Origin of the sequence: Microbacterium phoenicis (genome assembly GCF_047302325.1) — a bacterium.
Classification (GTDB): Bacteria; Actinomycetota; Actinomycetes; order Actinomycetales; family Microbacteriaceae; genus Microbacterium.
The window spans coordinates 856,373-874,405 of record NZ_CP154849.1 but is presented as its reverse complement, the minus strand read 5'-3'; the positions used below and the strand labels follow the sequence as shown (position 1 = coordinate 874,405).

At 70.7% G+C, this 18,033-nt stretch carries 15 protein-coding genes and 1 tRNA gene; 10 read left to right on the top strand and 6 right to left on the bottom strand.

Annotation, left to right across the window (positions count from 1 at the left end):
- Positions 1-59: 59 nt before the first annotated feature.
- From ABCU91_RS04300 to ABCU91_RS04290, 3 genes are all read left to right on the top strand, one after another.
- Positions 60-788: a response regulator transcription factor gene (locus tag ABCU91_RS04300; RefSeq protein WP_413354926.1), complete on the top strand. Its 729-nt coding sequence runs from the start codon at positions 60-62 to the stop codon at positions 786-788.
- Complete coding sequence (locus ABCU91_RS04295) at positions 785-2,263, top strand: sensor histidine kinase (RefSeq protein ID WP_413354925.1); 1,479 nt, start codon at positions 785-787, stop codon at positions 2,261-2,263. The genes ABCU91_RS04300 and ABCU91_RS04295 overlap by 4 nt, the downstream gene beginning before the upstream one ends.
- A 77-nt stretch (positions 2,264-2,340) precedes the next feature.
- Positions 2,341-3,585, top strand: coding sequence for a phosphotransferase (locus ABCU91_RS04290; protein ID WP_413354924.1), 1,245 nt, complete (start codon positions 2,341-2,343; stop codon positions 3,583-3,585).
- Positions 3,586-3,610: 25 nt separating this feature from the next.
- Here ABCU91_RS04290 and ABCU91_RS04285 read toward each other — a convergent pair whose 3' ends face one another.
- The 5 genes from ABCU91_RS04285 to ABCU91_RS04265 form a co-directional block, all read right to left on the bottom strand.
- Complete coding sequence (locus tag ABCU91_RS04285) at positions 3,611-3,871, bottom strand: DUF3072 domain-containing protein (protein WP_406922805.1); 261 nt, start codon at positions 3,869-3,871, stop codon at positions 3,611-3,613.
- 55 nt (positions 3,872-3,926) lie between these two features.
- Positions 3,927-6,215, bottom strand: a complete 2,289-nt coding sequence (treS, locus tag ABCU91_RS04280) for a maltose alpha-D-glucosyltransferase (RefSeq protein WP_413354923.1) — start codon at positions 6,213-6,215, stop codon at positions 3,927-3,929.
- Between the two features lie 175 nt (positions 6,216-6,390).
- Positions 6,391-8,910 (bottom strand): polynucleotide kinase-phosphatase, encoded by a 2,520-nt coding sequence (locus ABCU91_RS04275; protein ID WP_413354922.1) that lies wholly within the window; start codon positions 8,908-8,910, stop codon positions 6,391-6,393.
- On the bottom strand, positions 8,907-10,256 hold the full coding sequence (locus ABCU91_RS04270) for a 3' terminal RNA ribose 2'-O-methyltransferase Hen1 (protein WP_413354921.1): 1,350 nt from the start codon (positions 10,254-10,256) through the stop codon (positions 8,907-8,909). Before ABCU91_RS04270 ends, ABCU91_RS04275 begins: the two co-directional genes overlap by 4 nt.
- 129 nt (positions 10,257-10,385) lie before the next feature.
- Positions 10,386-10,742: a metalloregulator ArsR/SmtB family transcription factor gene (locus ABCU91_RS04265; RefSeq protein WP_413354920.1), complete on the bottom strand. Its 357-nt coding sequence runs from the start codon at positions 10,740-10,742 to the stop codon at positions 10,386-10,388.
- A gap of 82 nt (positions 10,743-10,824) precedes the next feature.
- Here ABCU91_RS04265 and ABCU91_RS04260 point away from each other — a divergent pair, with 82 nt between their 5' ends.
- Genes ABCU91_RS04260 through ABCU91_RS04250 form a run of 3 tightly spaced genes read left to right on the top strand, consistent with a single transcriptional unit; the run spans position 10,825 to position 13,042 of the window.
- Positions 10,825-12,126 (top strand): FAD-dependent oxidoreductase, encoded by a 1,302-nt coding sequence (locus tag ABCU91_RS04260; protein WP_413354919.1) that lies wholly within the window; start codon positions 10,825-10,827, stop codon positions 12,124-12,126.
- Positions 12,126-12,644, top strand: coding sequence for an N-acetyltransferase family protein (locus ABCU91_RS04255; protein ID WP_413354918.1), 519 nt, complete (start codon positions 12,126-12,128; stop codon positions 12,642-12,644). The genes ABCU91_RS04260 and ABCU91_RS04255 overlap by 1 nt, the downstream gene beginning before the upstream one ends.
- Positions 12,641-13,042 (top strand): arsenate reductase ArsC, encoded by a 402-nt coding sequence (locus tag ABCU91_RS04250; protein ID WP_413354917.1) that lies wholly within the window; start codon positions 12,641-12,643, stop codon positions 13,040-13,042. The genes ABCU91_RS04255 and ABCU91_RS04250 overlap by 4 nt, the downstream gene beginning before the upstream one ends.
- A gap of 124 nt (positions 13,043-13,166) precedes the next feature.
- Here ABCU91_RS04250 and ABCU91_RS04245 read toward each other — a convergent pair.
- A tRNA-Ser gene (locus tag ABCU91_RS04245) sits at positions 13,167-13,257 on the bottom strand.
- A 144-nt stretch (positions 13,258-13,401) separates the two neighbouring features.
- Between ABCU91_RS04245 and ABCU91_RS04240 the strand changes: the two genes are divergently transcribed.
- From ABCU91_RS04240 to radA, 4 genes are read left to right on the top strand one after another with little or no spacing between them, the layout of a single operon-like run.
- Positions 13,402-14,172, top strand: coding sequence for a DUF429 domain-containing protein (locus tag ABCU91_RS04240; protein WP_413354916.1), 771 nt, complete (start codon positions 13,402-13,404; stop codon positions 14,170-14,172).
- Positions 14,173-14,231: 59 nt separating this feature from the next.
- Positions 14,232-15,611, top strand: a complete 1,380-nt coding sequence (locus ABCU91_RS04235; protein WP_406922814.1) for an MFS transporter — start codon at positions 14,232-14,234, stop codon at positions 15,609-15,611.
- Between the two features lie 53 nt (positions 15,612-15,664).
- Positions 15,665-16,618, top strand: coding sequence for an L-lactate dehydrogenase (locus tag ABCU91_RS04230; RefSeq protein ID WP_133398754.1), 954 nt, complete (start codon positions 15,665-15,667; stop codon positions 16,616-16,618).
- A 54-nt stretch (positions 16,619-16,672) separates the two neighbouring features.
- A complete protein-coding gene (radA, locus tag ABCU91_RS04225) occupies positions 16,673-18,031 on the top strand; it encodes a DNA repair protein RadA (protein ID WP_413354915.1) in 1,359 nt (452 codons plus the stop codon).
- Positions 18,032-18,033 lie beyond the last annotated feature (2 nt).

Here is an 18,033-nt window from a genome sequence, read left to right as displayed (position 1 = left end):
GCCATCTCCTCGGCCGTCGCACGGTCGCATTCCCCTCCCGAACCAGGAAAGCTGAACCCATGAACGCTCCCCGGCCCACGCCGCTCACCCGCGTCGACGGCTCCCCCGTCCGCGTGCTCGTCGTCGAGGACGAGGCGAACCTCAGCGATCTGCTGCGGATGGCCCTGCAGAACGAGGGCTGGGACGCCCGTACCGCGGCCAACGGGCAGGAGGCACTCAACCTCGTCCGGGAGTTCGCACCCGACCTCCTCGTGCTCGACATCATGATGCCGGGGATCGACGGCATGGAGGTCCTGAAGCGCCTTCGGACGGCGGGAAACGACGTGCCCGTCCTCTTCCTGACCGCGAAGGACGCCGTCGAGGACCGCATCGCCGGCATCAGCGCCGGTGGGGACGACTACCTCACCAAGCCCTTCAACCTCGAGGAGGTCGTCGTCCGGCTCCGGGGGATGGCCCGTCGTCACGTCGCGGCAGCCGCGGCCGCCGACTCCCTCCTGCGCGTGGGCGACCTGACGCTCGACGAAGAGACGTACGAGGTCGCCCGAGGCGGCACGGCGATCGCCCTCACCGCGAAGGAGTTCGACCTCTTGCGCTATCTGATGCAGAACCAACGGCGGGTGCTCACCCGCGCACAGATCCTCGACCAGGTCTGGAGCTACGACTTCGGCGGGACGTCGAGTGTGGTCGAGATCTACATCTCCTACCTGCGCAAGAAGATCGACACGCTCGGCGAACCGCTGATCCACACGGTGCGCGGCGTCGGGTACACGATCAAGTCGGCGCGATGACCGCGTCCGTGCGAACCCGACGGTTCGATCCGCGCGGGTGGACGCTTCGCCGGACTCTCGTCATCGGAACGGGCCTGCTCGTCGCGCTGACCCTGGTGGTCACAGGACTCGCCACCTCCCTCGCGCTCCGCACCTTCGTGTACGACCGCCTGGACGCCCAGGTCGTCGAGTCGCTGCAATTCGGTCGGCTCGACAGCGGGATGGGCGGCGCCCCCTCCCCCTCCCCGACGTCGTCCACCGAAGACCGCGGCGATCGTCCCGCACCGCGGATCGGGTCGCTGTTCGTCCTGTTCCGCGACGACGACACGGTCGTCTCGAGCTACACCGGCGATGACGGGGAGGAACGTTCCCTCGACGCGGATCAGCTCGACGCGATCAGAGGTGCCGACCTGTCGGCGCGCACCCCCGTCACGGTGGACCTCGGCGGCGGGATCGGCGAGTTCCGCCTCGCCGCCCGGGAGCAGAACGGGGAGAAGGTCGTCGCCGGGATGTCCGTCGAGGAGGTGACGGCGACCACGTCGGCTCTGACGGTCATCCTCGTCAGCGTCGCGGGAACGGCCCTGGCACTCGTCCTCATCGGGCTGTCACTGTTCGTCCGGCGTTCGCTGCGCCCGCTGGAGCGGGTCGCGGTCGTCGCGGATCGGGTCGCCGCGCGCCCCCTCGCCATCGGCGACGTCGAGATCCCCGAACGGGTACCCGAGCCCGACACCGACCCGACGACCGAGGTCGGGCGCGTCGGTCACTCCCTCAACGTCCTGCTCGCGCACATCGAGGCGGCGTTGTCGTCCCGCCAGCACAGCGAGGACCAGCTGCGACGCTTCATCGCCGACGCGAGTCACGAGCTGCGGACGCCGCTCGCCTCGATCCGCGGATACGCGCAGCTGTCCCTCGGCGAGAACGCGCCCATGACGCCGACCCAGGAGAGGGCTTTCGACCGCATCGCGTCGGAGTCGACCCGGATGGCCGACCTCGTCGAGGATCTGCTCCTGCTCGCACGGCTCGACGCCGGTCAGCAGCTGAGACGCGACTCGGTCGATCTGACCATGCTCGCCATCGATGCGGTCAGCGATGCGCACGCGACGGACCCGGCACACACCTGGCTCCTCGATCTGCGCGAGCACGACGCGGTCGAGGTCGCCGGCGACGACAACCGGCTGCGCCAGGTCGTCGCCAATCTGACGCGGAACGCCCGCACGCACACGCCGCCGGGGACAACCGTCACGCTCACGCTCCGCCGCGAGGGCGACTCCGCCGTGATCGAGGTGGCCGACGACGGTCCGGGCATCGCACCGGAGATCCGCGAACGGCTGTTCGAACGGTTCGCGCGGGCCGACGTGTCTCGCAATCGGGATGCCGGGAGTACCGGCCTCGGGCTCTCGATCGCCCAGGCCATCGTGTCGGCCCACGACGGCACGATCGATGTGCAGAGCGAACCCGGCCGGACCGCGTTCACGGTCCGGCTCCCCGTGGTCTGACTCGCGCGCTCCTACCGCCCGCACGAATCGCCGTCCACCCCTTCCGCGATCCCGCTTCGCCGCGCCACAGTGATCGTGTGCGATTCGACGACGACCTCAGCGCCTGGGTGGCGCGACAGCGCTGGTACGCGGGCAAGAGTCACGATCCGCGGTTCCGCATCCTCGATGCGCAGCCGGCGCCCGGTGGCGCCACGAGCTACCTCCTCATGGATGACGCCGGAGCGCTTCCCACGCTTTACAACGTGCCCCTCGCCGAGGCTGCCGACGCGCCGGACGAGGAGGTCGTCACCACGACCGAGGATGGGCACCGGCTGATCGACGCGACGCGGCATCCCGGCTTCACGGTCGGCCTTCTCGCGCAGATGGGCGTCGATACGAGCCGCGTCACCGGCTCGCGGGTGCTGACCGGCGAGCAGTCGAACACCTCGATCGTGTACGAGGTCGACGGGTCGCCCACGATCATCCTCAAGCTGTTCCGCACCCTGCACCACGGCGAGAACCCGGACGTGACCGTCCAGCGCGTCCTCAGTGACGCGGGGTCTCCCTACGTGCCGAAGTTCTTCGGCAGTGCGGATGCCGAGTGGCCTGACGTCGGCCGCGAGACCGGCACCGCCCAGGGCACCCTCGGGTTCGCGCAGGAGTTCCTGCCCGGCGTCCGCGACGGCTGGGCGATCGCGCTCGACGCTGCTCGCGAGGGACGCGACTTCACCGACGCGGCGCGCGACCTGGGGGTCGCGGTCGCCGGCGTGCACGGCGCACTCGGCGACGCGCTCGAGTCGGTCGACGCCTCGCCCGAGCAGCTCGAGGCCGTCGGCCGCGCATGGCGTCGCCGGTTGGCGATCGCGTCGGCCGAGGTTCCCGCCGTCGCCGACCGGCTCGCGGCCATCGACGCTGTCTACGCCGAGGCGCTCGAGCGCCCGTGGCCGCGGTTGCAGCGGATCCACGGCGACCTGCACCTGGGTCAGGTGCTCGCCGTGCCGAACGGCGGCTGGCGCATCGTCGACTTCGAGGGCGAGCCGCTCCGCCCGATGGCGGAGCGTGCGATCCCCGACCTGCCGCCGCGTGACGTGGCCGGCATGCTGCGCTCGTTCGACTATGCGGGCGCCGTGGGAGCGGGTCCGGATGCCGCGGCCTGGGCGGCGTCGTGCCGTGAGGCGTTCCTGTCGGCGTATGACGCGGCCCCAGGAGCGATCGAGCTGGACCCTGCACTGCTGCGAGCACTCGTACTCGACAAGGCGGTCTACGAATCGATCTACGAGGCGCGGAACCGTCCGGACTGGCTGCCCGTGCCGCTGGCCGGGATCGACGCCGCACTCGCCTGATCGGGCGAGCGCGGCGTCTGCGCGGTCAGTTCGAGGCGCCGCGGCCGGTCGCCTGCTGCAGGCGATCGATGTGCTCGGAGGCCTCGGCCTTCGTCAGGTTCGCGGGTATCTCCTCCCCCGCCTCGCGCGCCAGGGTGTCGAGGTAGCTGCGTTGCGCGCCTGTCATCGGCTCGTCGCCGGTGACCCACTCGTCGGGGTCCTTCACCGCAGTGTCGCCGCTCGGTCCGCCGAGCATCTCGGGCTCGTCGGCAGGGTCGTTCTCGGGGAAGCTGCTCTGATCAGTCATGACATGACGCTACGCAGGGTCCCCGACATCGCGCGGGGGCTTGCGCAGCGCCGCGTCAGTCCTCCTCGATCTGCGGCTGCAGGACGAGGAACCGCGCACCGTAGGCGGGCAGCGACACCGAGAAGCTCTGCAGATCGTCGACCCGGCCGATGACCTCCCCCTGCGCCGCGTCGAAGACGTCGCTCTGCGGGGTCAGGTGCTCGGAGCGCACCGTGCCCTCGATCGGCTCGGGCGAGAAGTTCAGGACGGTCACCTGCAGAGGCGCGTCGGCGTCCGGCATCCCCTCGTCGAGACGGTGAACGAGCACGAGCATGCCCGCGTGCGCGACCTCGGGGATGTCGACGGCCGTCGCAGTCGCGATGCCGTACTCGCGGCGCAGGTCGAGGATCGCCGACAACTTCGAGGCGAACGATTCGGGGTCCTCGAGCTGAGCGGGGAGCGGACCGTACAGCGCGCGGCCGCGGGGCATGCCGGACGTCGATCGGGTCGCGTCGGGGTCGACGTCGAGCAGGTCGTGCGCGCCGCGCTCGATCCAGCGCGTGTCACCGACACGGATCAGGTCGGCCACCTCGTCGCCGGGGAGCGTCAGCATGCCGACGAGGTCCCAGCCCGACAGGGCGAAGACTCCGGGCTGCCAGGCGTTGTAGGCCGAGAGCAGTAGGTGCGCGTCGCGGATGGCGGGCACCTCCGCCTCGGTGATGTCGTCGAGGGTCGGGATGCCGCGGGTCGCCGCGATGAGCGACGTCGTCGTGCAGGCGATGCCGTTCTGCGTGAAGACGCGGTTGTAGTCACCGGCATCCACCAGCTTCTCGGTCAGCTCCGCGCGGACGACCTCGGCGAGGTCGGCGCCCGTGATCGTGTCGCCGCGGAAGGCGTACTCCTCGTCGGCGTGGCGGGTCGCCCAGTGCACGAGCTCGTAGGTGAGCTCGTCATGGTTCTGCAGTCCGTGCACCAGCTGCACCGGGGCGACCCCGAGCGCGAGCGACGACGTGAGAGCCAGGCGCAGGAACTCGGTCTGCCCCGTGGCGAGGGCGTGGTGGTAGCCGGGGCGACCGATGAAGTCGTACGACAGGTCGGCGCCGACGGCACCGGTGTCGCGGATGTCCTCCATCGTGAGGTTCAGCTCCTGGAAGGTGAACCCGCCGACCTTGCGGACCATGCCCGCGATGATGTGGTTCGCGGCGTGCGAGAGTGGATGACCCTCGGACCACGCCGGCAGACCCTCGGCGCTCTTCTCCACGCCGAGGAAGCCGTTGGCGTCGAGGCGCAGCGCGCTCGTGCCGAGCTCGCCCAGGGAGTGCAGCGCGTCACCGATGACCAGTCGCATGCCCGCGAAGGTCGGGTCGAGCCAGTTGATCGAGGGCTGGCCCTGCTTGAAGTAGTGCAGGTACACCCAGCGTCGGGTCACGCCGTCGGGGCCGATCGAGGGCGCCGTCGCGCTCCAGTTCGTCTCCTTCACGCCTGGCGTGTAGAAGATGACGCGCTGCAGGGCGCCGATGATGTAGCCGTGCTCGGCGAGCGTGTGCTCGGTCGTAGGGTCGAGGTTGACGCTGTCGTAGCCCTCGGGGACGTCGGGCAGCAGGTGCCAGTCCTCGGGCGGGATCGCGACCATGTGGTAGATCCCGGGGTAGTCCTTGAAGCCCATCTCGGCGAGGCGGAAGTCCGCGCCCTTGCCGGTGTGGCCGGGCACGATGTCGTCGATGATGCTGCCGCCGTGCGTGTCGGCGACGTCGCACAGGGCACGGAACTCGTCCTCCGTGCCGAAGGTCGCATCGATCGCCGTACTGATGCGGTCGAAGTGCCCGTCAACACTGGGGGTCTCGCCCCAGCCCTCGATGCCGCCGGCTCGCTTAACGGGGCCGGTGTGGACGGCGGTGATGCCGATCCGCTCGAACACCGACCACAGCTCCTCGTCGCCGAGCGCCGAGAGGAACGATTGCCCCGGCCGCGTGATGAGCGAGATCGGATAGGCGGTGAACCAGACGTCACTGGTCGCGATCGCGCGACGCGCGTCGGGGCGCGCATAGGCGTTCCGCCACATCGTCGGCTGGCCCGACAGCTGACGCGCGAGCACGTCGGCATCCTTCAGCATCGACTGCCGTACCAGCCACTCGACGTACGACGGGTTCGTCCCGTTCGCGGTGCGCGGGTCGGTCCGGATGCGGCGAACGCTGCTGCCGCGCAGGTTGTCGCGCGGGCGCAGGCGACGGGGACGGGCGGGGTAGCGCTGCTCGTCGTAGCTGATCTCGGGCATCTCGAGATCGCCGTCCTCGGCCGCGGCGAGCGCCGCCAGGTCGATGGGTCCGGTGTAGAGATCCTCGGGTCGGTCGTCGTCACGCGCCATGGAGTCCACGCTACGAAGTCGCGCCGGTCGGCCGGAAGGGGTGGTGCGCAGATTCTCGAACCGTTATGGGATGCCGGCGCCCGGCATCCCGCTCGTTCGTGCGCCGAAGCGTCGCAGATGGTCGCCTACCCGGTCGAGACGCGACCATCTGCGACGGCTCGACGTCGTCAAGTCGTTACAGGCGCGGGTCGATCGGGTCGGACTCCAGGGCGAGCACGCCGAACACCGCCTCGTGCACGCGCCAGAGTGGCTCGCCGGCGGTGAAGCGATGCAGCGACTCGATCCCGAGGGCGTACTCGCGCGCGGCGAGTGAACGCTTGTGTCCGACGTTGCGGTCCCGCAGGCGCGAGAGGTTCGCGGGCTCGGTGTAGTCCGGGCCGTAGATGATCCGCAGGTATTCGCGCCCGCGCACCTTGATGCCCGGCTGCACGAGCCCCTTCTCGGTGCGCGTGAGGTTGGCGAACGGCTTCACGACCATGCCCTCCCCGCCCGCGCCGGTCAGCTCCTCCCACCAGTCGACGGCCGCAGTGACGGATGCCTCCTCCCCGAGGTCGATCCGTCGCCGCCGCGTCGGCGCCACGAGGTCGGGCGCGGCCTCGACGAGCCGGTCGGCGATCCCGAGGTGCCACCCGTGGTCGCGCGTCTCGAACGTCTCCTCGCCCGCGGCCAGCACCTGGAACGGCGCGATGCGGGCTTCGGACTCGTCGCCGACGTACCGGCGGTAGGCCGCGCGGAATCCGCGCGCACCCTCGGCGCGTGCCCGGTTCCGTGAGGCGAGGTCGCTGACGTCGATCCCGGATGCCGCGGCCCGGGCGAGCACCGCACCGGCGGCATCCGTCGCGGTCTCTGCCGCAGCGGCCACCGAGGCGTAGAGGTCCCGGATGAGGTCGCCGGCCTTGAGCGACCAGGGCAGGATCTCGGCGTCGAGGAGGACCCACGACGCGCCGAGCTCGTCCCACAGACCGGCGCGCTCGATCGCCGCATCGAGACGGCCGAGGATGTCGGCCTCGACGTCGGGCGTGAAGAAGGGGCGACCGGTTCGCGTGTGGATCGCGCCGCGCCATCCCTCGGGCGCCGAGAACCGCGCCGGGTCGCGCGAGACGAGCACGAGCGCGCGCGAGCCCATGTGCTTCTCCTCGGCCATGAGGTCAGTCACCCCGTTCGCGCGGTACGTCGCGAAGGCCTCGTCGGGGTGCTCGAGGTAGCCCTCCCGTGCCGACGTGTTCGGCGGCGACATCGTGGGCGGCAGGTGGATGAGCCACCGCGGGTCGGTCGCCCAGCGGCTGATCGTCTCGAGACCGCCGGCGGACTGCTCCTCCTGGATGCCGACGCGGCCGTGCAGGCTCGTCTGGACGATGAGCTTGCCCTGCACGTCGGCGAGGTCGAGCACACCGGGGGCGCGTACGGGCGCCGCGGGCACGAGAGGACGGATCGGCTCGTACCAGACCTGCTCCGCCGGCACCGAGACGACCTCGCGCTCCGGGTAGCGCATCGCCGAGAGCGCGCCGCCGAAGACGCACCCGGTGTCAAGGCACGCGGTGTTGTTCACCCACTCGACCGTCGGCACCGGCGTGTGCCCGTAGAGGACGACGGCCTTGCCGCGGTAGTCCTGGGCCCACGGATGCCGCACGGGCAGCCCGTACTCATCGGTCTCGCCCGTCGTCTCGCCGTACAGGGCGAAGGCGCGCACACGTCCGGACGCGCGACCGTGGTACTGCTCCTTGAGCCCGGCGTGCGCCACGACGAGCCGCCCCTCGTCGAGGATCAGGTGCGACACGAGGTCGTAGCAGAACGCTTCGACCTGCTCGCGGAACTCCGCACTCTCGCCCGCCAACTGCGCGAGCGTCTCTTCGAGTCCATGCGAGATGGTCACCTTCGCGCCGCGGAGCGCGCGGACGAGCTTGGCCTCGTGGTTTCCCGGGACGGCGAGGGCGCTCCCCGAGGCGACCATCCCCATCGCGAGGCGCAGCACGCCGACGACGTCGGGCCCGCGGTCGACGAGGTCGCCGACGAACACGACGCGACGCTGTTCGGGATGCCGCGCGTCGACCGCCCGTCCCTGCTCGTCTCGCACGAGCTCGTAGCCGAGCCGGCCGAGGAGGGTCTCGAGCTCGCTGCGGCATCCGTGCACATCGCCGATGACATCGAACGGGCCGCGTTCATCGGTGCGGTCGTTGAGGAGGCGGGTGCGTTCGATCGTGGCATCGGCGACGTCCTCAGGGCTCCGGAGCACGTGCACCTTGCGGAAGCCCTCGCGCCCGAGGTGGCGGAGACCGCGGCGCAGCTGGTCGTTCTGCCGCTTCACGACGCCCGCGGGGATGTGACGGTCGGTGCGCGCGGCGTTGCGTTCGACCGAGACCGGCTCGGGCACGTCGAAGACGATCGCGACGGGGAGCACGTCGTGGGCCTTCGCGAGCTCGACGAGCTTGCGCCTCGCCTCGGGCTGCACGCTCGTCGCGTCGACGACGGTGAGCAGGCCTGCGTCGAGACGCTTGCCGGCGACGTACTGCAGCGCGTCGAAGGCGGCGGCGGTCACGGACTGGTCGGACTCGTCGTTGCCGACGAGCCCGCGGAAGGCATCGCTCGAGAGCGTCTCGTACGGGCCGAAGTGCTCCCGCGCGAAAGTCGACTTGCCCGATCCGGACGCCCCGACGAGGACCACGAGCGAGAGGGCGGGGATGTCGAGGACGGTCATGCCTCGGCCTCCTTCCGGAACAGGGCGAGCTGCGTGGGGGCGCCGCGGTCGGCATCCACCTCACCGACGGATCGGAACGAGACGGTGTAGCCGTGACGGGCGGCGACCCCCTCGGCCCACGCGCGGAACTCGTCGCGCGTCCACTCGAAGCGGTGGTCGTCGTGGCGGAACGCGTCCGCGGGCAGGTCGGGATAGAGGACGTCGTAGTCGGCGTTGGGGGTCGTGACGACGACAGAGCCGGGCGCGGCCGAGGCGAAGACGGCGTCTTCGAGGGCGCCGAGCCGCGACGGGTCGACGTGCTCGACGACCTCCATGAGCACCATCGCGTCGAACCCCCGCAGCCGCTCGTCGCGGTAGACGACCGAGCCGTGGAGCAGGTCGATGCGCTCGCGCTCGGCATCGGATGCCTCGGCGAGCCGCAGCATCCGTGCGGCCTGTTCGAGCGACCGGGCCGACACGTCGACGCCGATGATCTTCGTGAAGGAACGGTCCTTCACGAAGCGGGCGAGGAGCGCTCCGGGGCCGCAGCCCATGTCGACGACGCGGTGTGCGCCGACCTCGGCGAGCGCGGCGAGGACGGCCTCGGCGCGGTGCTGGCGCAGCGGTGTCGGACGGTCCGCCGGAGCGGGATCGTCCAGCAGCGCACGCTGGTGCACGAGGTAGCGCCGCGTGATGAGGTCGCGCTCGGGGTGGTCTGCGAGCCACCCCTCGCCGGCCCGTTCGAGCTTGCCGATCTCGTCGTCGCCGACCCAGTAGTGCTTCGCGTCGTCGAGGACGGGGAGCAGCACATAGAGCTGGCGAAGCGCCTCGGCGAGCCGGACCTCGCCGGTCAGGACGACGGAGCTGTAGCGCGAGTCGCCCCACTCCGGGTGCTCGTCATCGAGCGCGATGCGGGTCTGCTCGACCGTCCACCCGCACGGCTCGAACAATCGGCGCACGAGATCCTCATCACCCCGGGCCGAGACCACCGGAACCTCGATCCGGAGCGGCAGAGCGGATGCCGCCAGCTCGGGGTACGAATCGCTGCGACCGGTCATCGCGGTGCGGAAGACGGTCCCGATCGCGACGGCGAGCATGCTCGAGGCGACGTACGGGCGGTCGTTGACGTAATGGCCGAGAGCCCCGGCATCCCCTCGGAACCGCTTGTTGCGGACGAGTGCGATCGGATCCACCTCGAGCATTACCGCGACGGTGCACCGCTCGGGAGTCGCTTCGGGGTAGAAGACGTGGATGTCGCCGACGGGTGCCGAGAACGTCTGCACCTTGGCCGGGTGTTTGTGCACGAGGAATCCGAGCGCGGTCGCATCCTGACCGTCCGTCGGCGCATAGGTCACCGTCACGAGCATCGTCGCCTCCCCCGTCGTGGCATCCGATTCACTCTAGGGCGGCGGGTCGGCGAAGCGAGCCGACGCGAAGTGCGCGTTCGGGGCGGGAATGAGCGCAGTTCGCGTCGGGTGGGCGGCGTGGGGCGGGGATCAGACGGTGAGGAAGTCCGCGACGCCGGTGAGCGCGTCGGGCTGTAGCCGGTAGTAGGCCCACGTCCCGCGCTTGGAGCGAGAGAGGAAGCCGGCTTCGGTCAGCACCTTGAGGTGATGCGACACGGTCGGTTGCGAGAGGCCGATCGGCTCGATCAGGTCGCAGACGCAGGCCTCCTGATCGGCCGACGACGCGACGATCGACAGCAGCCGCAAGCGCGCGGGATCGGCGAGGGCCTTCATCGTCGCGGCCAGGCGCTCCGCCTCGGTCTGGCTGATCGGCTCCTTCACGAGCGGCGCGCAGCATGCCGCCGCGTCGATCGGACCGCTCGAGATCACGGGAAGCATCGTCTCCATGCATCGATGCTAATCGATATTGACAGCCATCGATAGATACGAGCATACTTTCCATCGACATCCATGGATATCGGAGGACCGGATGACGCTGCTCGACCTGACGCCCCGCGCCGCCACCGCGCCCCGAATCGACGCCCTCCCCGTCGTCGTCATCGGTGCCGGGCCCATCGGACTCGCCGCGGCGGCCAACCTCGTCGAGCGCGGCATCGACGTGGTCGTCCTCGAAAGCGGCGACGAACCTGCGGCCGCCGTCCGCCGGTGGGGCCACATCCGCCTCTTCTCGCCGTGGCGGCATCTCGTCGATCCCGCATCGCGCCGACTGCTCGAGGCCTCGGGGTGGACCGAGCCCGACGCGGATGCCGCACCGACCGGGCGCGAGCTGATCGACGCCTACGTCGCTCCGCTCGCCGCGCTCGACGCACTGCGCTCCCGCATCCGCTACGGGTCTCGGGTCCTCGCCGTCGCGCGCGAGGGCATGGATCGCACCCGCAGCACCGGCCGCGAAACGACGCCGTTCCTCGTCCGCTACGCCACGGCCGACGGGGTCGTCGACCTCACGGCACGCGCCGTCATCGACGCCTCGGGAACGTTCGACTCCCCCAATCCGCTGGGCTCGACGGGCCTCGATCCGCTGGGCGCGCCCGATCTCGGCGACCGGCTCGTCCACCCCCTCCCCGATGTCCTCGGCATCGACCGGGCGCGCTTCGCGGGGCGGCATACGACGGTGGTGGGCGCCGGACACTCCGCCGCGAACACGCTCCTCGCGCTCGCAACGCTCGCCGAGTCCGAACCGGGTACCCGCATCACCTGGCTGATCCGCAACGACTCCGCGGTCCGGGTCTCGTCGTCCGCGGACGACGATCTCGGCGACCGGGCCGCGCTCGGGTCACGGCTGGACGCGCTTGTACGCCGCGGCATCGTCGAGAAGATCGACGCGTTCGAGATCGCGACGGTGGAGCCCCGGGCGCGCGGTGTGAGATTGATCGGGATGCGGCGGGGCGCGGCATCCGTCCACGACACCGACCTCGTGGTCGCCGCCACCGGCTTCCGGCCCGACCTGTCGATGCTGCGCGAGATTCGGCTCGGCCTCGATGACATCGTCGAGGCACCGGTGCGACTCGCGCCGCTCATCGACCCCAACGTGCACTCCTGCGGCACCGTCGAACCGCACGGGTTCGACGAGCTGCGGCATCCCGAACACGGCTTCTTCATCGTCGGCATGAAGTCCTACGGCCGCGCACCGACCTTCCTGCTGGCGACGGGATACGAGCAGGTGCGCTCGGTCGCGGCGTGGATCGACGGAGACATGCGCTCTGCGACGCAGGTCGAGCTCGCGCTGCCGGCGACCGGGGTCTGCTCGACGGATGCCGGGGGATGCTGCTGATGACACGGACACGCCCGATGGTGGGCCTCGACTGGCCCGATGTGGAACGCATCCTCGCCGCCGGCATCGCCGAGGGCGAGGCGACGTTCGAGACGTCCACGCCGACCTGGGAAGCGTTCGATGCGGGCAAGGTGCCGGACGCGCGCCTCGTCGCCGTTGACGCCGACGACCGCGTCGTCGGATGGGTCGCGGCATCCCGCGTGTCCGCCCGCCACGTATACCGGGGCGTCATCGAGCACTCCGTCTACGTAGACCCCGCCGATACGGGCCGGGGTGTGGGACGCGCGCTGCTCGACGCCTTCATCGACGCCGCGGAAGCGGCCGGCTACTGGACGATTCAGTCGAGCGTCTTCCCCGAGAACCAGGTGAGCCTGCGGCTGCACGAAAGCGCCGGCTTCCGGATCGTCGGGCGGCGGGAGCGCATCGCGCGCTCGACGCTGGGCCCCCATGCGGGACACTGGCGCGACACCCTCCTCCTCGAACGCCGATCGACTCGAAACGGACACGACACCCCATGACCGCCACCCCCACCGTCCTCTTCGTCTGCGTCCACAACGCGGGCCGCTCGCAGATGGCCGCCGGCTACCTGCAGCACCTCGCCGGCGACCGCATCGAGGTGTTGTCGGCCGGCTCGGAGCCGAAGGACCGGATCAACCCGGTCGCGATCGACGCGATGGCGGAAGAAGGCATCGACATCGCCGCGAACACCCCGAAGCTGCTGACCGTAGATGCGGTCCGCGAGTCGGACGTCGTGATCACGATGGGTTGCGGCGACGCCTGCCCGATCTTCCCCGGCAAGCGCTACGAGGACTGGGAGCTCGATGACCCGGCGGGTCGGGGCATCGACGACGTCCGCCGCATCCGCGACGACATCCGCGATCGCGTCGAGACGTTGCTGAGCGAGCTGCTCGGCTGACGCGCGTCGAGCCGACGCGAACTGCGCTCGTCTGCTGCGGCTGGATGCAGTTCGCGTCGGGTCGAGAGGGACGTCCGGGAACGCCCGCGTAAAGCGAAAACCCCCGCATCAGCAGGGGTTTTCATGGCGGTGACGGTGGGATTTGAACCCACGGTAGGGGGTTACCCTACACAACTTTTCGAGAGTTGCACCTTCGGCCGCTCGGACACGTCACCGTCGTCCAGCTTACGACACGAGAGCGGATGCCGCGAACCGAGCCTCATCGTGGTTCGCCGAGCCGTCTCAGATGGCCGCTTTCCGCCTGGCACGGCGACCATCTGCGACCTCTCGCCGAACGGTCGGAAGGGTAGCGTCGCGGTGTGATCACCACCGGAGTCGACCTCGCGGCGCAGCCGGCGCGCACGGCGGTCGCGGTCGTCGACTGGCGCGCCGGCAGCTCCGAACTCACGACGCTCCGCCTCGGCAACACGGACGGCGACATCGTCGGGCTCGCGCAGGGCTCAGCCCGAGTCGGAATCGACTGCGCGTTCGGCTGGCCGGACGACTTCATCGCCTACGTCGCGGCGAACGCACGGGGCGAGGCACCCGATCCGGACCTGCGCGGCATCGAGGGACGCCGCCGGCTCGCCTACCGCGAGACCGACCGCGCCACCCACCGGATCACGGGACGTCTCCCGCTCAGCGTCTCGACCGATCGACTGGGACTCACCGCCATGCGGTGCGCCGACCTGCTCGCCGCGTTCGCCGACACCGGCGACGTCGTCGATCGGTCCGGCGCGACGGGACGACTCGTCGAGGTCTACCCGGCGGCATCCCTCCGCCTCTGGGGCGTCGCCGTGTCCGGATACAAGACGGATGCCGCGGCCCGCCGTGCGGCGACGGCGAACCTTCTCGCCGCAGCCCCTTGGCTCACCGTCTCCCCCGACCAGCGTGCGCTGATGGAAGCATCCGACGACGCGTTCGACGCCGTCGTCGCCGCGCTCATCGCCCGCGCACACGCGCTGCGCGCGACGCACCCCGTCCCGCCCGCAGCACTCGTCCGCGCCCGCCGGGAAGGCTGGATCGCCCTCCCCGCAGCTCCCCTCGCCGACCTCGACCCGACGCGATCTGTCGTTCCACTCCCGGAATGACAGCTGTTCCCGTCGGCTCGACCTCCCGATCGGCCCGGCCCCGGGCGTAACGTGAGGCTGTGAGCGCTCCGACGACATCCCCCCGGTTCGGGCTGATCGTCGCGATCGCGGCGCTCGCCTCGGCTGTCGCGTTCCTCGACGGGACCGTGGTCAACGTGGCCCTCCCCGCCATCCGCGATGAGCTGGGCGGCGGCCTGTCGACGCAGCAATGGGCGGTGGATGCCTACCTCCTCACCCTAAGCTCCCTCATCCTGTTCGCGGGGTCGGTGAGCGACGCGTTCGGTCGCGTGCTCGTCCTCCGGATCGGGCTGATCGGCTTCGGGATCGCGTCGATCGGCGTCGGTCTCGCACCCGACCCGGTCGTGCTGATCATCGCCCGGGCGCTGCAGGGCGCCGCGGGCGCGTTCCTCGTCCCTAGCTCGCTCGCCCTCATCACGTCGCTGCTGAACGGCCCCGCGCAGGCGCGCGCGATCGGCCAATGGACCGCGTGGACGACGGCCGCCAACCTCGCCGGACCCCTCATCGGCGGCCTGTTCGTCGACTTGCTGTCGTGGCGGTTCGCGTTCCTCGTCAACATCCTCCCGATCGCCGTGACGTTCGTCCTCCTGTCCCGCCTCGGCCACGTCGACCACCGCCGCGACGACGCGCACATCGACCTCGTGAGCGCGGCCCTGTGCACCCTGGGCCTCGGCGGCATCGTCTTCGCGCTCATCGAACAGCCGAACCTGGGGTGGGGGCATCCGGCGATCTGGATGCCGCTGGCCGCCGGCATCCTCCTGTTCACGGCGTTCCTGCTTCGTCAGCGCACGGTGCGCTCGCCAATCCTGCCGCTGGGGATCTTCCGCGTCCGGAACTTCTGGACCGGCAACCTCGCCACCTTCTTCATCTACGCCGCGCTCTCGCTCAACGGCTTCGTCGTCGGCGTGTACCTGCAGCAGGGCGCGGGGCTGAGCGCGACCTTCGCCGGGCTCGCGAGCCTGCCGACGACCGTGGCTCTGATCGCGCTCAGTTCGGTCGTGGGCGGGTGGGTGAACCGGTTCGGCCCACGCCTGTTCATGACGGTCGGCCCGCTCGTCATGGCGGTCGGCGCGCTGATGCTGCTCGCCGTCCGCGAGGACTTCGACTACTGGACGCAGGTCCTGCCGGGTCTCGTCGTCTTCGGTCTGGGGCTCGGCGTCACCGTGTCCCCCCTGACATCGACGATCCTCGGCGCGATCGGCGGCGAGCGTTCGGGCATCGCCTCGGCGACCAACAACGCCGTCTCGCGGATCGCCGGGCTCGTCGTCATCGCGATCCTCGCGGTCATCATCGGCGGCGCGCTCGACCTCGACGGCTTCCACCGGGCTGCGATCGTCACGGCGGTCCTCATGGTGTTGGGCGGGGTCGTTTCGTTCCTCGGCATCCGCCGGCCCGCCGCCGCCGACACTCAGCCCATCTGATTTGCACGGCTGGATCCGGGCATTCGGCATCCGTCCACTGCCACACTGGCGGTATGAGCGTCATCGAGAACTCGAAACTGACCGTCGTCGGCGCGGGCGCCGTCGGATCGAGCGTCGCCTACGCCGCCCTCATCCGCGGATCGGCACGCCACGTCGCCCTGTACGACATCGCTGCCGAGAAGGTCGAGGCGGAGGTCCTCGACCTCGCCCATGGGGCGCAATTCACCGGATCGAGCGACATCTCCGGCGGGTCGGACGTCTCGGTCGCCGCGGGTTCCCACGTCGTCGTCATCACCGCGGGGGCCAAGCAGAACCCCGGGCAGACCCGCACCGAGCTCGCCGGGGTGAACGCCGGCATCCTCAAGCGGATGCTGCCCGAGCTCCTCGAGGTCGCACCCAACGCCGTCTACGTCATCGTCACGAACCCGTGCGACGTGCTCACCGTCATCGGGCAGGAGGTCACCGGGCTCCCGCCCGAGCGGATCTTCGCGTCCGGCACCGTGCTCGACACGTCCCGCCTGCGCTGGAAGCTCGCGCAGCGCGCGGGGGTGTCGACCTCGAGCGTCCACGCCTACATCGTCGGCGAGCACGGCGACACCGAGTTCCCGCACTGGTCGCGCGCGACGATCGGCACCGTCCCGATCCTCGACTGGCAGCCGCTCGACGGGCAGCCGCCCTTCACGGTGGAGGAGCTCGACCGCATCGCGGTCGATGTGCGGGATGCCGCCTACACGGTGATCCGCGGCAAGGGCGCGACGAACTACGCGATCGGCCTGTCGAGCGCCCGCATCGTCGAGGCGATCCTCGGCGATCAGCACGCGGTCATGCCCGTGTCGACCGTGCTGAGCGACTTCCAGGGCGTCGACGGCGTCGCGCTCTCGGTGCCGTCCGTCGTCAGCAGCGCGGGCGCCCGGCCGATCCTCGAGACGTCGTTCTCGGACGACGAGCTCGCACTCTTCCACCGTTCCGCCGACGCTCTGAAGACGGTCGCCGCCTCGCTGCGCTGAGCCCGCCCACCGCACGACGGCGGTGATGTCGGATGCCGCGATTAGCCTGAACGCATGGCTTCACGACGACCCGCACCGACCGCGGCCTTCCGCTGCACCGAGTGTGGCTGGACGACCGCGAAGTGGGTCGGCCGCTGCGGCGAATGCCAGCAGTGGGGCACGGTCGTCGAGGCCGCCACGCAGACGGGGATCACGGCATCCGTCACCCCGATCGCGCCGACGCGGAGCGCGCGTCGCATCACCGAGATCGACACCCGCGAGACGCCGCGACGCTCGAGCGGAGTCGGCGAGTTCGACCGCGTCCTGGGCGGCGGCATCGTCCCCGGTGCGGCGATCCTGCTCTCGGGCGAGCCGGGGGTCGGCAAGTCGACCCTCCTCCTCGAGGTCGCGGCCCAGAGCGCGCGCGCCGGGCGGCGCGTCCTCTACGTCAGCGCGGAGGAGTCCCTCAGCCAGGTGCGGCTGCGCGCCGAACGCACCGGAGCGCTGCACGACGAGCTCTACCTCGCCAGCGAGACCGACCTCGCCGCGACCCTCGGGCACATCGACGACGTGCGGCCCGACCTGCTCATCGTCGACTCGGTGCAGACCGTCTCGTCAGGGCTCATCGACGGGGCGGCGGGACAGCCGAGTCAGGTGCGGGAGGTGGCATCCACCCTCATCCGCGTCGCGAAGGAACGGGACCTGCCCGTCGTGATCGTCGGGCACGTCACGAAGGACGGCCAGGTCGCGGGGCCGCGGATCCTCGAACACCTCGTCGACGTCGTCTGCCACTTCGAAGGCGACCGGCAGACGTCGCTGCGCTTCGTGCGGGCGCTCAAGAACCGGTTCGGGGCGACCGACGAGGTGGGATGCTTCGACATGGCCGGCGACGGCATCGCCGAAGTGCCCGATCCGAGCGCGCTCTTCCTCAGCAACCGTCCCAGCGAGCCCGGCACGTGCGTGACCGTCGCGCTCGAGGGCCGGCGGGCACTGCCCGTGGAGGTGCAGGCGCTCACCCTCCACACCTCGGCGCCGAATCCGCGACGGATCGTGAGCGGCGTCGACGGCGCCCGTGTCGCGATGGTCCTCGCCGTGCTCGAGAAGCGCGCCGGCATCAAGCTGTCGGACCAGGACGTCTACGTCTCGACGGTCGGCGGGGTGCGCCTCACCGAGCCGGCCGCAGACCTCGCCATCGCCCTCGCGATCGCGAGTGCGGCGGCCGAACGGCCGAACCCCGCGAAGCTCGCGGCCATCGGCGAACTGAGCCTGTCGGGCGAGATCCGCCGGGTCACCCAGCACGATCAGCGGCGGTCCGAGGCGGCGCGACTGGGATACAAGGCGGTCATAGACGCGGGCGCCGGCACCCTGCGGGATGCCCTCGCCCAGCGATCGCGCCACCACGCTCCCCGGCCGGACGACCGACCCGACTTCTGAGC

Excerpts from the sequence above, each read along its gene's own strand:
- ABCU91_RS04300 (WP_413354926.1), top strand. The coding sequence starts at position 60 with ATGAACGCTCCCCGGCCCACGCCGCTCACCCGCGTCGACGGCTCCCCC.
- ABCU91_RS04295 (WP_413354925.1), top strand. The coding sequence starts at position 785 with ATGACCGCGTCCGTGCGAACCCGACGGTTCGATCCGCGCGGGTGGACG.
- ABCU91_RS04285 (WP_406922805.1), bottom strand. The coding sequence starts at position 3,871 with ATGACTGATCAGAGCAGCTTCCCCGAGAACGACCCTGCCGACGAGCCC.
- treS (WP_413354923.1), bottom strand. The coding sequence starts at position 6,215 with ATGGCGCGTGACGACGACCGACCCGAGGATCTCTACACCGGACCCATC.
- ABCU91_RS04275 (WP_413354922.1), bottom strand. The coding sequence starts at position 8,910 with ATGACCGTCCTCGACATCCCCGCCCTCTCGCTCGTGGTCCTCGTCGGG.
- ABCU91_RS04270 (WP_413354921.1), bottom strand. The coding sequence starts at position 10,256 with ATGCTCGTGACGGTGACCTATGCGCCGACGGACGGTCAGGATGCGACC.
- ABCU91_RS04265 (WP_413354920.1), bottom strand. The coding sequence starts at position 10,742 with ATGGAGACGATGCTTCCCGTGATCTCGAGCGGTCCGATCGACGCGGCG.
- ABCU91_RS04260 (WP_413354919.1), top strand. The coding sequence starts at position 10,825 with ATGACGCTGCTCGACCTGACGCCCCGCGCCGCCACCGCGCCCCGAATC.
- ABCU91_RS04255 (WP_413354918.1), top strand. The coding sequence starts at position 12,126 with ATGACACGGACACGCCCGATGGTGGGCCTCGACTGGCCCGATGTGGAA.
- ABCU91_RS04250 (WP_413354917.1), top strand. The coding sequence starts at position 12,641 with ATGACCGCCACCCCCACCGTCCTCTTCGTCTGCGTCCACAACGCGGGC.
- ABCU91_RS04230 (WP_133398754.1), top strand. The coding sequence starts at position 15,665 with ATGAGCGTCATCGAGAACTCGAAACTGACCGTCGTCGGCGCGGGCGCC.
- radA (WP_413354915.1), top strand. The coding sequence starts at position 16,673 with ATGGCTTCACGACGACCCGCACCGACCGCGGCCTTCCGCTGCACCGAG.